Genomic DNA, 12,421 nt, shown 5'->3' with positions numbered 1-12,421 from the left:
CCGCATGCAGCGCGAGGGCCGCAGCTTCGTCTCGCTGAACCGGTCGCCGCTGGCGCGCAAGATCATCACCTTCAACCTGATCGCCCAGATCGTCCTGATCTCGGGGGTGCTGTACCTCAACCCCGCGCGCGACAGCCTGCTGAGCCAGCGCGAAAGCGGCATGGTCGCCGAGGCCGAACTGGTCGCCGACGTGTTCGAGGCGCAGATGGCGCCCGGCGTGCCGGTCGATTTCGCCTCGGGCGACGGGCTGGACGTGGGCGGCACGCTTTCGGCGCTGGACCTGGCGCCGGGCGCCGATGTCTTCGTGTTCGACGATGCGATCGGGCTGGTGGGCCGCGCCCGTGGCATCGCCAGCCCCGACTGGCCGGTGACCCCTTACGAGGATGAGCGCCGGATCACCATCATCACCGATTTCCTGAACATGGTCTGGGAGGGGCTGGCGCGGGTCACCGGGTCGGACCGGTCGGGCCCCGGTGGTGCCGACCCGCAGGAGCGGCTGCGCAAGCAGGTCGAGCGCACCCTCGAGATCGGTGCCCAGGTCGAGACCGGCGTTGACGACCGCGGCCGCACCGCCTTTACCGTCACCACGCCGATCGTGCAGGACGGCCAGACCGTGGGCGTGGTCGCGCTGACCTCGGCCAGCGGCGAGATCGACTGGCTGGTCCGGATCGAGCGCGAACAGGTGCTGCAGGTCTTCGTGATCGCGATCCTGGTGTCGATCGGGCTTTCGCTGGTGCTGGCCTCGACCATCGCCAACCCCCTGGCAGACCTGGCCGCCGCGGCCGAGATGGGCCGCGACCGCAACGCGCGCAAGATGAACCCGGTGCGCGTGCGCATCCCCGACCTGGGCGCCCGCCCCGACGAGATCGGCCGGCTGTCGGGCGCGCTGCGCGGCATGGTCGCGGCGCTGTACGACCGGATCGACGCGAACGAACAGTTCGCCGCCGATGTCGCGCACGAGATCAAGAACCCGCTGGCCAGCCTGCGGTCGGCCACCGGCACGCTGCGCGTGGCCAAGCGCGACGACCAGCGCGCCAAGTTGCTGGACGTGATCGAACATGACGTGCGCCGGCTGGACCGGCTGGTCAGCGACATCTCGAACGCCTCGCGCCTGGACAGCGAACTGGTCCGCGAGGAGGAGGAAACGTTCGACCTGGTCAAGCTGTTGACAAGCCTGACCGACCACCTGGGCAAGGAGGCCCGGGAAAAGGGCGTCGACTTCATCGCCGACCTGCCGCCCGACCCGATCAACCTGAACGGGCTGGAGCCGCGGCTGGCGCAGGTCTTCGTGAACCTGATCACCAATGCGGTGTCGTTCTGCGAGGCGGGCGACGCGGTGCGCATCTGGGCGCGGACCCGCGACAACCGGGTTCTGGTCGTGGTCGAGGATACCGGGCCGGGCATCCCGGACCAGGCGTTGGCCAAGATCTTCAACCGGTTCTATTCCGAACGCCCCGCCGGGCAGTTCGGCAACCACTCGGGCCTTGGCCTGGCGATCTCGAAACAGATCGTCGAGGCCCATGGCGGCGTGATCTGGGCCGAGAACATTCGCCCGACCACGGCCGACATCACCTCTGAACCGCTGGGCGCGCGCTTTGTCGTGGGCCTGCCGCTCTGAGCGGCGGGCGCGTGGCCGGGCCCGGCGACCCCGTTACGGTTCATGCCAGCTGTGTCGCCGCCGATGGCCGGGCCGTTCTGATCCTGGGCGGGTCGGGCGCGGGCAAGTCGGCCTTGGCGCTGCAGTTGATCGCGCTGGGCGCCCGGTTGGTGGCGGATGACCGAACGATCCTGAGCGCGGGCGCGGGCGGGTTGATGGCGCGGGCCCCCGACGCGATCCGCGGCCGGATCGAGGCGCGCTTCGTCGGGCTGCTGGCCGCCCCGGTGCAGGCCGAGGCGCCGGTCGCGCTGGCCGTCGACCTGGACCGCCCCGAGACCGAGCGCCTGCCGCCGCGCCGCGAGGCGCGATTTCTTGAACGCGCCGTGCCCTTGCTTCACCGGGTCGATCAGCCATATTTCCCCGCAGCGATCCTGCTGCACCTGACCCATGGCCGCACCGACTGATGCCCGATGCCCCCCAGACCGACCAAGCCCCCCCCGTCCAGCGTGTCGTGCTGGTGACGGGCGCCTCGGGCGCGGGGCGGTCGACGGCGCTGAACGTGCTGGAGGATCTGGGGTTCGAGGCGATCGACAACCTGCCCCTGTCGCTGATCCCGCGGCTTCTGGACGGCCCGCCGCTGCGCCCGTCGCTGGCGCTGGGCGTCGATACGCGCACGCGTGACTTTTCCGCCCGGGCGCTGGCCGACCTGATCGGCCAGCTGGCCGCCGCGCCCGATATCGAGGCGGATGTCCTGTACCTGGAGTGCCGGCCCGAGGTCCTGCTGCGCCGGTTCTCGGAAACCCGGCGGCGCCACCCGATGGCGCCGGCCGAAAGCCCCGCCGACGGGGTGGCGCGCGAACTGGACCTGCTGGTGCCGATCCGGGACCTGGCGACGATCCTGGTCGACACATCCGACCTGACCATTCACGAGTTCCGCGCCGAGATGGCCGCGTGTTTCGCCGCGGGCGGCGCCGCACCGCTGGCGGTGTCGCTGCATTCCTTTTCCTACAAGCGGGGCATGCCGCACGGGCTGGACATGGCGTTCGACTGCCGGTTCCTGAGGAACCCATACTGGGAAAGCGCGTTGCGCGCGCTGGATGGGCGCGACCGGGCGGTTCTGGACTATATCGCCGCCGACCCGCGTTTCGCCGAGTTCATCGAGCGCGTGAGCGGGCTGGCCGGGTTCGTGTTGCCGGCCCATCGTGACGAGGGCCGAAGCCATATCTCGATCGGGTTCGGCTGCACCGGGGGCCAGCACCGGTCGGTCGCCGTGGCGGAAGCCGTGGCAAAGAGGCTTGCGGCAACGGAATGGCAAGTGTCTATAAGACATAGAGAGATGGAGAGGCGGACGCAGGGTGCGCCCGCGCAGGCGACGGGAAAGGGTGCGTGATCGGAATCGTCATCGTCGCGCATGGCGGGCTGGCCCGGGAATACCTGGCCGCCGTCGAGCACGTGGTCGGTCACCAGCCCGGCATTCGCGCGATCGCGATCGCGCCCGATGACGACCGTGCCGCCAAGCAGGACGAGATCTGCCGCGCCGCCGACGAGGTCGATACCGGCGACGGGGTGGTGGTGGTGACCGACATGTTCGGCGGCTCGCCCTCGAACCTGTCGATCCGGGCCTGCGTGCCGTCGGACCGGCGCATCCTGTACGGGGCCAACCTGCCGATGCTGATCAAGCTGGCCAAGTCGCGGCGGTTGAGCGTGGGCGAGGCGACGGCTTCGGCGCTGGCGGCGGGGCGCAAGTATATCGACAGTTTCGATGCAGGGGGATTCTAGGGCGTGCGGATGGGCGGAACCGGCGTCAGCCGGCGGTTGGAGATCGTGAACGAGAAGGGGCTGCATGCGCGTGCCTCGGCGAAGTTCGTGGAATGCGTCGAGGAACACGACGCGCAGGCCGAGGTCAGTCGCGACGGGATGAGCGCCTCGGGCGATTCGATCATGGGGCTTTTGATGTTGGCAGCGTCCAAGGGAACCACGATCGAGGTTCGCACCAGCGGCCCCGAGGCCGACGCGCTGGCCGATGCGCTGGAGCGCCTGGTGGCCGCGCGCTTTGGCGAGGACATGTAGCCGAACCAGTGCGGGGACAGCCCACAGGTGGTTGACACGACCGGAATGAAATCCGCCCGCCTGCGCGTGGCCGCGCCACGTGCCGCGGGCCAGGGCGACGGCAGCCGGTTGGCCGAGCAGCCCTATGAATCGCGCCGGCTGTCCTATGCCGGTACCTTTTCCGACCCGGTTCAGCGGCGCACCATCCAGGCGATGGAATACGCGACCGGCAAGCTGCGGCTGTTGCGGCTGATCCGCCGGTTCGAGGCGATGGGCGTGCCCGACGGCCAGGGGTTCTGGCGCCAGGCGCTGGACGTGATGGGGATCACGCTGGAAACCCCGGCCGAACAGATCGCCCGGATTCCGAAAACCGGCCCGCTGGTGGTCGTGGCGAACCACCCGCACGGGTTGGTCGACGGGATGGTCCTGGCCGAGCTGATCGGGCGGGTGCGCACGGATTACAAGATCCTGACCCGGTCGCTTTTGACCGGGGTGGGCGAGATCGAGCGTTTCATGATCCCGGTGCCGTTCCCGCACGAGGCGGACGCGCTGGAACAGAACCTGGAGATGCGCCGCCGCGCCATGGCGCATCTCGCCGAAGGCGGGGCCATCGCGCTGTTTCCGTCGGGGGTGGTGGCCGCGTCGCACACGATGTTCGGCCCGGCCATCGAGGCCGACTGGAACCCGTTCACCGCCAAGATGATCCTGCGATCGGGCGCGCAGTTGGTGCCAATCCGGTTTCCCGGGGCGAATTCGCGCTGGTACCAGATGGCCAACCAGGTGTCGCCGACGCTGCGGCAGGGACTGTTGCTGTACGAGGTCTGTCACGCGCTGAACCGGCCGCAGGCCCCGGTGGTGGGCCCGGCGATCGGGCGCGACGAGATCGAGCGGTGGCGGGACAACCCGCGCGGTCTTGTGGGCTGGCTGCGGGACCGGACGCTGGCGCTGGTCTAGCCGGTCGCCGAAAGGAGCGCCTTCGGCGCACGCCTTCTGGCACTGCGTGCGGTGGGGCGTCCTACCGGGTGGGGACGGGCGTTTCGCCGCGGTAATCGTAGAAGCCGCGACTTGTCTTTCGGCCCAGCCAGCCGGCCTCGACATACTTGGTCAGCAGCGGGCAGGGGCGGTATTTCGTGTCGGCCAGTCCGTCATGCAGCACGTTCATGATCGCAAGGCAGGTGTCGAGCCCGATGAAATCGGCCAGCTCCAGCGGCCCCATCGGGTGGTTCGCGCCCAGCTTCATCGATTCGTCGATCGATTTGACCGATCCGACGCCTTCGTACAGCGTATAGACCGCCTCGTTGATCATCGGCATCAGGATGCGGTTGACGATGAAAGCGGGGAAATCCTCGGCCGAGGCGGCGGTCTTGCCCAGTTTTTCCACCACGCCGAGCAGCGTCTTGTAGGTGGCTTCGTCGGTGGCGATGCCGCGGATCAGTTCCACCAGCTGCATCACCGGCACCGGGTTCATGAAATGGAAGCCCATGAACTTTTCCGGCCGGTCGGTGCGGCTGGCCAGCCGGGTGATCGAGATCGACGAGGTGTTCGAGGTCAGGATCGTGTCGGGTTTCAGGTGCGGCTGAAGATCCTCGAAGATCGCGGTCTTGACGGTTTCGCGTTCGGTCGCGGCCTCGATGATGAGGTCCGAGGCGCCGAGATCGGTCAGGGTCTTCGTGGTCTTGATCCGGGACAGCGCGGCGGCCTTGTCGTCCTCGGTGATCTTGCCGCGCGACACCTGCCGGTCGAGGTTTTTCCCGATGGTGGAAAGCGCGCTGCCCAGCGCGTCCTCCGAGATGTCGTGCATCGTCACCTCGAAGCCGGCGAGCGCGAAGACATGGGCGATGCCGTTGCCCATCTGGCCCGCGCCGACCACCCCGACCGTCCTGATGTCCATGAGAGTACCCTTGCGCTTCTGGCGCGACCTTAAGGTGCGCCCGGCCCCCCGCGCAAGGTCGGGATATGTCTAAAATGCGAGAATTAGCGACTTCGAAACCGGTGGCGGTCAGTCTCGGGACGGTGAGTCGCAAAGCCGAGCGGGAAGAACATGAGTTTTGACAAGGTTGGCACCGGGGCGATGTCCTACTTTCCGTGCCGCTATGGAAGTTCACGATTGCTGTTCCGGGGGCCCAAGCGAGAGCTGGGGGGGGATTACTGCACCGCGATCGGCGGCACCGAGACCTATGGCAAGTTCATCCCCAGGCCGTTTACCGAACTGGTCGAGGACGCGTTGGGGATGCCCTTCGTCAACCTTGGCTGCGTCAACGCGGGGATCGACGTCTTCGTCAACGATTCCACCGTGATGGAGGTGGCCAGCGGGGCCAAGGTGACGGTGATCCAGGCGCTGGGCGCGCAGAACATGTCGAATCGGTTCTACGTGGTGCATCCGCGGCGCAACGACCGTTTCCTGCGCGCCTCGGCGATGCTGAAGGCGCTGTATCCGGGGATCGACTTCACCGAGTTCCATTTCACCCGCCACATGCTGAGCGCGCTGAAGGAGAAATCCGAGGCCGCCTTCGAAATCGTCGTGGCCGAGTTGCAGATGGCCTGGCAGGCGCGGATGCGGTTGCTGGCGACGCGGCTGCCCGGCCACAAGGTCCTTTTGTGGCTGTCGACCCGCTCGCCTGAAAGCGAGCAGCATGCCGACGGGCTGGGCGATGACCCGCTGTTCGTCACGCGGCACATGCTGGACACGGTGCGCCCCTATTTCTCGCGCGTGGTCGAGGTGTCGGTCGCGCCCGAAGCCATGGCCAACGGCACCGAGGGCATGATCGTGCCCGAGATGGAAGAACCAGCGGCGGCGCAATTGCCGGGGCCGGCCGTGCATGCCGAGATCGCCGCGGAACTGGAACTGGTCCTGCGCGAGTTGACCGCCGCCTGACACGGGACCGGGCCGGTCCGGCGCTGCGTGCCGCCATGAAAAAGGCCCGCCGAAGCGGGCCCGTTCCATTTGGATCGGTCGCGTTCGCCTAGAGCTTTTCGATCAGCTCGGGCACCGCGTCGAACAGGTCGGCCACCAGGCCGTAATCGGCGACCTGGAAGATCGGCGCCTCTTCGTCCTTGTTGATCGCGACGATGACCTTCGAATCCTTCATCCCCGCAAGGTGCTGGATCGCGCCGGAAATGCCCACCGCGATATACAGGTCGGGCGCGACGACCTTGCCGGTCTGGCCCACCTGCCAGTCGTTCGGCGCATAGCCCGAATCGACCGCCGCGCGCGAAGCGCCGACCGCGGCGCCCAGCTTGTCGGCCAGCGTCTCGATCAGCTTGAAATCGTCCTCGGACCCGACGCCGCGGCCGCCCGACACGATCACGTCGGCCGAGGTCAGTTCCGGCCGGTCGCTTTCGGCGGCGGTGTCCTCGACCCATTCCGACAGGCCCGGATTGGCGGCGGCGGCCACGTTCTCGACCGGGGCCGCGCCGCCTTCGCCGGCGGCGTCGAAGGTCGAGGTGCGGATCGTCAGCACCTTTTTCGCGTCGGACGATTTCACGGTCTGGATCGCGTTGCCGGCATAGATCGGCCGGTCGAACGTGTCGGCATCGACCACGCCCACGATGTCGGAAATCACCATGACATCCAGCAGCGCGGCGACCCGCGGCATGATGTTCTTGGCGTCCGTCGTCGCCGGTGCGGCGATGTGGTCATAGTCGCCCGCCAGCGAGACGATCAGGTCCGCGGTGGGTTCGGCCAGGCGGTGGCCGTAGATCGCGTCCTCGGCGACCAGCACGCGGGCCACGCCGTCGATTTTCGCGGCGGCTTCGCCCGCGGCGCGCGCATGGGCGCCCACGCACAGGGCGGTCACGTCGCCCAGGCCCTTGACGGCCGTCACGGCCTTGGCGGTGGCGTCAAGCTGCAGCTCGCCGCCGGTGACTTCGGCAAGAAGAAGAACGGCCATGTCAGAGCACCCCCGCTTCGTCTTTCAGTTTCGCGATCAGCTCGTCGACCGAGCCGACCTTGACGCCGGCCTGGCGTTCGCGCGGCTCGGCGGTCTTCAGAACGCTCAGCCGCGGCGTGACATCGACGCCGTAATCGGCGGGCGTCTTTTCATCCAGCGGCTTTTTCTTCGCCTTCATGATGTTGGGCAGCGAGGCATAGCGCGGCTCGTTCAGGCGCAGGTCGACGGTGACGATGGCGGGCATCTTCACCTTGATGGTCTGCAGGCCGCCGTCGACCTCGCGGGTGACCAGCGCGTGGTCGCCCTCGATGTCCAGCTTGGACGCGAAGGTGCCCTGCGACCAGCCCAGCAGCGCCGCCAGCATCTGGCCGGTGGCGTTCATGTCGTTGTCGATCGCCTGCTTGCCGGCCAGCACGAGGCCCGGCTGTTCCTCGTCGATCACGGCCTTGAGGATCTTGGCCACCGCCAGGGGTTCGATATCGGTGTGGATGTCGTCGGCCGCGACCACCAGGATCGCCCGGTCGGCGCCCATGGCCAGCGCGGTGCGCAGGGTTTCCTGCGCCTGCTTCACGCCGATCGACACGGCCACGATCTCGTCGGCCTTGCCGGCCTCTTTCAGGCGGATCGCCTCTTCCACGGCGATCTCGTCGAAGGGGTTCATCGACATCTTGACGTTGGCGAGATCGACCCCCGTGCCGTCCGCCTTGACGCGGACCTTCACGTTGTAGTCGATCACGCGTTTGACAGGCACGAGTACCTTCATCGGCGTGTGTCTCCTTGGCTTGGCGCGCCCCGCAACCGGGGCAGGTCAGTCATTCCGGCGTTTGTTAGCGAGTCTGAAACCGGGAAAACAGGTCAAAATCGACGCGACAGGAAATTTCGACGTCACGCTGCCCATCTTTTCGATTGTTGCGGGCGCGCTGGCGGGGTGGCGTTCGGCGCTTCCCGTCGCCAAAGGCTGCGCCTTTGCCGCTTCGCCATCGGCTCAGCGGTTCGCTCCGGGAACCCACAACACGTCGGCCTTGCCGCTGTCATTCGCGGCGCGGGCGGCGACGAAGAACCAGTCGGACAGCCGGTTGAGATATTTCACCGCCCAGGGATTGACCGATTCCATCGTGGCCAGTTCCACCGTCTCGCGTTCGGCGCGGCGGGTCACGGTGCGGCACAGGTGCAGATGCGCCGACAGGGCCGAGCCGCCGGGCAGGATGAAGCTGCGCAGCGGCTCCAGCCCGGAATTCATCGCGTCGATCTCGGATTCAAGCCGCTTGATCTGGCTTTCGATCATCCTGAGCGGGGGGTATTCCGCATCGGCATCCTTGTGCAGGTCGGGCCGGCACAGGTCGGCGCCGAGGTCGAACAGGTCGTTCTGGATCGCGGCAAGACGGGCGTCCATCTCGCCCGAGGCGTGCAGGCGCGCCATGCCCACGGTGGCGTTCGCCTCGTCCACGGTGCCATAGGCGGTAACCCGCATCCCGTGCTTGGCCACCCGGCTGCCATCGCCCAGGGCGGTTTCCCCGTCATCCCCGGTCTTGGTGTAGATCTTGTTCAGAACGACCATGGTTTCTCCCCTGCGGCGGTTGTCGGTTGGGTTTCGTGGCGACATAGCGGGTCCGGTCCCGAAAGCGAACCCGGAAGGTCAGCCTTTCTCGATGATCCAGTCCAGCGCCCCCGTGGGCAACGCCCGGCGCAGCGCGTTCATCAGGTAGGTCGGCGTGGTGACGAAATAGCGCGGTTTCGGGCGCGGGTGTTCCAGGGCGTGGGCCAGTTTCCGGCTGACCGCCGCGGGCGGCAGTTCGAACCGGTCGGGGCCGCGTTTTTCGTACAGGCGTTTCAGCAGGCTGTCGCGGTATTGCCGTGCGCGCGGGCTGGCCTGCCAGTTCACCCAGCGTTCGAAATGGGGAATGGAATTGGCCCGGATTTGCGAGGTGACGGGGCCAGGTTCGATCAGGATCACCTTGATCGGCGTGTCGCGCATTTCCAGCCGCAGCGTGTCGGTCAGCCCTTCGAGGGCGTATTTGGTGGACACGTAGGCGCCGCGCCATTTCATCGGCACGAATCCCAGCACCGAGGAACAGTTGACGATGCGCCCGTGCCCCTGCGCCCGCATTGCCGGAATCAGCCGCACGGTCAGGTCGTGCACGCCGAAAAGGTTGGTCTCGAAGATTTCCCGCAACGCGCCGCGCGGCAGATCCTCGACCGCGCCGGGGCAGGCGAAGGCACCGTTGTTGAACAGCGCGTCAAGACGGCCGCCGGTGCGCGACAGGGCCTCGTCCACCGCCGCCGCGATGCTGGCCTCGTCGGCATAATCGAGGCGAAAGCTTTCCAGTCCCTCGCCGCGCAGGCGGTCGCAATCGGCCTCGGCCCGGCAGGTGGCGAAGACGCGCCAGCCGCGGGCGGCCATGGCGTGGGCCGCGTCATAGCCGATGCCGGACGAGCAGCCGGTGATCAGCACCGATCTTTGCGCCATCTTAACCACTCGCCTCTGGACCGCGATTTCCCCTCGCTATACACAACATCCATGTCCGACGCCACCGACGACCCCAAGATGCACGCCCCCCTGGCCGAGCCGCTGCGCCGTGCCATCGGCGAGCGTTACCTGACCTATGCCCTGTCCACGATCATGGACCGGGCGTTGCCGGATGCGCGCGACGGGCTGAAGCCGGTGCACCGGCGGATTCTATACGCCATGCGCGAGTTGCGGCTGGCCTCCAACGGCGGGTTCCGCAAGTCGGCCAAGATCTCGGGCGACGTGATGGGCAACTATCACCCGCATGGCGATGCCGCGATCTATGACGCGATGGCGCGGCTGGCGCAGGATTTCAACGTCCGCTACCCGCTGGTGGACGGGCAGGGCAATTTCGGCAATATCGACGGCGACAACCCCGCCGCCAGCCGATATACCGAGGCCCGCCTGACCGCCGCCGCCGAAGCGTTGATGGAGGGGCTGGCCGAGAACGCGGTCGATTTCCGCCCCAATTACGACGGCACGCTGGAAGAGCCCGTCGTGTTGCCCGCGGCGTTCCCGAACCTTCTGGCCAACGGGTCCAGCGGTATCGCGGTGGGCATGGCCACCAACATTCCGCCCCACAATATCGACGAACTGGTGGGCGCCTGCCTGCACCTGATCAAGACGCCGGACGCGCGCGACGACACGCTGTTGCAATACGTCCCCGGCCCAGATTTCCCCACCGGTGGCGTGATCGTCGAGCCGAAGGAAAACATCGCCCAGGCCTATCGCACGGGCCGCGGCAGTTTCCGTCTGCGCGCGCAGTACGAAATCGAGGACCTTGGCCGGGGCACCTGGCAGGTCGTGGTCACGGAAATCCCCTACCAGGTTCAGAAATCCAAGCTGATCGAGAAGATCGCGGAGCTGATCCAGACCAAGAAGATCCCGATCCTGGCCGATATCCGCGACGAAAGCGCCGAGGATATCCGCCTGATCCTGGAGCCGCGGTCCAAGAACGTCGATCCGCAGGTCCTGATGGGCACGCTGTTCCGGCAATCGGACCTGGAGATCCGGTTCAGCCTGAACATGAACGTCCTGATCGACGGGCGCACGCCCAAGGTCTGTTCGCTGAAAGAGGTGCTGCGCGCCTTCCTCGATCACCGGCGCGAGGTGCTGATCCGCCGCAGCCAGCACCGGATGGAAAAGATCGACCACCGGCTGGAGGTGCTGGAAGGGCTGTTGATCGCCTTCCTGAACCTTGACCGGGTGATCGACATCATCCGTTACGACGACGACCCCAAGGCCGCCCTGATGGCCGAGGATTGGGGCCGGGATCACGTGCGGGCGATGTCGGAAAGGGACTATGTCTCGCCCCTGCCCGCCAAGGGGCCCGGCCAGCTGACCGAGGTGCAGGCCGAGGCGATCCTGAACATGCGCCTGCGCAGCTTGCGGCGGCTGGAGGAAATGGAACTGTCGGCCGAGCGCGACGCCCTGATGGCGGAACGCGCGGGCCTGGAGGAGCTGCTGGCCCACGAGCAGGTGCAGTGGGCGAAGATCGCCGACGAGCTGCGCGAGGTGCGCGAGAAGTTCGGCGGCAAGGCGCCGGGCGGCGCGCGGCGCACCCGGTTCGCCGAGGCGGCCGAGGCCCCCGACGTTCCGCTGGAAGCGATGATCGAGCGGGAACCCGTCACGGTGGTCTGTTCGAAGATGGGCTGGATCCGCGCGATGAAGGGCCACATCGAGGACGGCGCCAACCTAAAGTTCAAGGACGGCGACGAGGGCCGTTTCCTTATCCCGGCCGAAACGACCGACAAGCTGATCCTGTTCGGGGCCAACGGGCGGTTCTACACCCTGCCCGTGGCGCAACTGCCCGGCGGGCGCGGCATGGGCGAACCCGTGCGCCTGATGGTGGACCTGCCCAACGATGTCGAGATCGTGGCGCTGATGATCCTCCGCCCCGGCGCGAAACTGCTGGTCGCCTCCAGCGCGGGGGACGGGTTCCTTGTGGGCGCGGACGAGGTGCTGGCGCAGACCCGCGCGGGCAAGCAGGTGCTGAACGTCAAGGCGCCGGTGACCGCGCGCGTGTGCCGGACGGCCGTCGGCGATCACGTCGCCTGCGTCGGCGAGAACCGCAAGGTGCTGGTCTTTCCGCTGGCCGAATTGCCCGAGATGGCGCGCGGCAAGGGGGTGCGGCTGCAGAAGTTCAAGGATGGCGGGCTGTCGGATGCCACCACCTTCGCGCTGGCCGACGGGCTGTCCTGGCGGGACCCGGCCGGGCGCACCCGCACCGAGGGCGACCTGTCGGAATGGCTGGGCAAGCGCGCGGGCGCGGGCCGGATGGCCCCGCGCGGCTTCCCGCGTGACAACCGCTTTACCTGACCGGCGAACGTTGCGCCGCGCGGCCCCCTGCGCTATCCCGGACGGGGTTTGCTAATCTTG

The 12,421-nt window shown here is 67.6% G+C and carries 13 protein-coding genes; 8 read left to right on the top strand and 5 right to left on the bottom strand.

What is annotated here, in order from left to right:
• Positions 1–4 precede the first annotated feature (4 nt).
• Genes EV662_RS12070 through EV662_RS12045 form a run of 6 tightly spaced genes read left to right on the top strand, consistent with a single transcriptional unit; the run spans position 5 to position 4,600 of the window.
• Entirely contained in the window at positions 5–1,618 is a 1,614-nt protein-coding gene (locus EV662_RS12070; protein ID WP_132462876.1) for a sensor histidine kinase, read from the top strand.
• Between the two features lie 11 nt (positions 1,619–1,629).
• The gene (locus EV662_RS12065) at positions 1,630–2,061 is read left to right on the top strand and encodes an HPr kinase/phosphorylase (RefSeq protein ID WP_132462580.1); all 432 of its coding nucleotides are present in this window, start codon (positions 1,630–1,632) and stop codon (positions 2,059–2,061) included.
• Positions 2,061–2,987: an RNase adapter RapZ gene (gene rapZ, locus EV662_RS12060; protein ID WP_132462577.1), complete on the top strand. Its 927-nt coding sequence runs from the start codon at positions 2,061–2,063 to the stop codon at positions 2,985–2,987. The genes EV662_RS12065 and rapZ overlap by 1 nt, the downstream gene beginning before the upstream one ends.
• On the top strand, positions 2,984–3,376 hold the full coding sequence (locus tag EV662_RS12055; protein WP_132462574.1) for a PTS sugar transporter subunit IIA: 393 nt from the start codon (positions 2,984–2,986) through the stop codon (positions 3,374–3,376). Before rapZ ends, EV662_RS12055 begins: the two co-directional genes overlap by 4 nt.
• A 9-nt stretch (positions 3,377–3,385) precedes the next feature.
• Positions 3,386–3,667 carry an HPr family phosphocarrier protein gene (locus EV662_RS12050; protein WP_132462571.1) on the top strand — a complete coding sequence of 94 codons (282 nt, stop codon included), beginning with the start codon at positions 3,386–3,388 and terminating at the stop codon, positions 3,665–3,667.
• Positions 3,668–3,712: 45 nt separating this feature from the next.
• Positions 3,713–4,600, top strand: coding sequence for a lysophospholipid acyltransferase family protein (locus EV662_RS12045; protein WP_132462873.1), 888 nt, complete (start codon positions 3,713–3,715; stop codon positions 4,598–4,600).
• A 61-nt stretch (positions 4,601–4,661) separates the two neighbouring features.
• On the opposite strand, the gene EV662_RS12040 is transcribed toward EV662_RS12045, so the two are convergent.
• Complete coding sequence (locus EV662_RS12040) at positions 4,662–5,537, bottom strand: 3-hydroxybutyryl-CoA dehydrogenase (RefSeq protein ID WP_132462568.1); 876 nt, start codon at positions 5,535–5,537, stop codon at positions 4,662–4,664.
• Positions 5,538–5,687: 150 nt separating this feature from the next.
• On the opposite strand from EV662_RS12040, the gene EV662_RS12035 reads away from it, so the two are divergent.
• A complete protein-coding gene (locus EV662_RS12035) occupies positions 5,688–6,521 on the top strand; it encodes a DUF6473 family protein (protein ID WP_132462566.1) in 834 nt (277 codons plus the stop codon).
• Between the two features lie 88 nt (positions 6,522–6,609).
• On the opposite strand, the gene EV662_RS12030 is transcribed toward EV662_RS12035, so the two are convergent.
• The 4 genes from EV662_RS12030 to EV662_RS12015 form a co-directional block, all read right to left on the bottom strand.
• Positions 6,610–7,536, bottom strand: a complete 927-nt coding sequence (locus EV662_RS12030; RefSeq protein ID WP_132462564.1) for an electron transfer flavoprotein subunit alpha/FixB family protein — start codon at positions 7,534–7,536, stop codon at positions 6,610–6,612.
• A gap of 1 nt (position 7,537) precedes the next feature.
• Positions 7,538–8,299 carry an electron transfer flavoprotein subunit beta/FixA family protein gene (locus tag EV662_RS12025; RefSeq protein WP_132462562.1) on the bottom strand — a complete coding sequence of 254 codons (762 nt, stop codon included), beginning with the start codon at positions 8,297–8,299 and terminating at the stop codon, positions 7,538–7,540.
• Between the two features lie 222 nt (positions 8,300–8,521).
• Positions 8,522–9,094: a cob(I)yrinic acid a,c-diamide adenosyltransferase gene (locus tag EV662_RS12020; protein ID WP_132462560.1), complete on the bottom strand. Its 573-nt coding sequence runs from the start codon at positions 9,092–9,094 to the stop codon at positions 8,522–8,524.
• 78 nt (positions 9,095–9,172) lie between these two features.
• On the bottom strand, positions 9,173–10,003 hold the full coding sequence (locus EV662_RS12015) for an SDR family NAD(P)-dependent oxidoreductase (protein WP_132462558.1): 831 nt from the start codon (positions 10,001–10,003) through the stop codon (positions 9,173–9,175).
• A gap of 51 nt (positions 10,004–10,054) precedes the next feature.
• Here EV662_RS12015 and EV662_RS12010 point away from each other — a divergent pair, with 51 nt between their 5' ends.
• On the top strand, positions 10,055–12,361 hold the full coding sequence (locus tag EV662_RS12010; protein WP_132462556.1) for a DNA topoisomerase IV subunit A: 2,307 nt from the start codon (positions 10,055–10,057) through the stop codon (positions 12,359–12,361).
• Positions 12,362–12,421: the final 60 nt, after the last annotated feature.

This window comes from Rhodovulum marinum, assembly GCF_004343075.1.
GTDB lineage: Bacteria > Pseudomonadota > Alphaproteobacteria > Rhodobacterales > Rhodobacteraceae > Rhodovulum > Rhodovulum marinum.
Note: the sequence above shows the minus strand (reverse complement) of the source record. Positions and strands in the feature narration are given on the sequence as shown.

Excerpts from the sequence above, each read along its gene's own strand:
- EV662_RS12070 (WP_132462876.1), top strand. The coding sequence starts at position 5 with ATGCAGCGCGAGGGCCGCAGCTTCGTCTCGCTGAACCGGTCGCCGCTG.
- EV662_RS12040 (WP_132462568.1), bottom strand. The coding sequence starts at position 5,537 with ATGGACATCAGGACGGTCGGGGTGGTCGGCGCGGGCCAGATGGGCAAC.
- rapZ (WP_132462577.1), top strand. The coding sequence starts at position 2,061 with ATGCCCGATGCCCCCCAGACCGACCAAGCCCCCCCCGTCCAGCGTGTC.
- EV662_RS12050 (WP_132462571.1), top strand. The coding sequence starts at position 3,386 with ATGGGCGGAACCGGCGTCAGCCGGCGGTTGGAGATCGTGAACGAGAAG.
- EV662_RS12020 (WP_132462560.1), bottom strand. The coding sequence starts at position 9,094 with ATGGTCGTTCTGAACAAGATCTACACCAAGACCGGGGATGACGGGGAA.
- EV662_RS12010 (WP_132462556.1), top strand. The coding sequence starts at position 10,055 with ATGTCCGACGCCACCGACGACCCCAAGATGCACGCCCCCCTGGCCGAG.
- EV662_RS12045 (WP_132462873.1), top strand. The coding sequence starts at position 3,713 with ATGAAATCCGCCCGCCTGCGCGTGGCCGCGCCACGTGCCGCGGGCCAG.
- EV662_RS12030 (WP_132462564.1), bottom strand. The coding sequence starts at position 7,536 with ATGGCCGTTCTTCTTCTTGCCGAAGTCACCGGCGGCGAGCTGCAGCTT.
- EV662_RS12035 (WP_132462566.1), top strand. The coding sequence starts at position 5,688 with ATGAGTTTTGACAAGGTTGGCACCGGGGCGATGTCCTACTTTCCGTGC.
- EV662_RS12025 (WP_132462562.1), bottom strand. The coding sequence starts at position 8,299 with ATGAAGGTACTCGTGCCTGTCAAACGCGTGATCGACTACAACGTGAAG.
- EV662_RS12015 (WP_132462558.1), bottom strand. The coding sequence starts at position 10,003 with ATGGCGCAAAGATCGGTGCTGATCACCGGCTGCTCGTCCGGCATCGGC.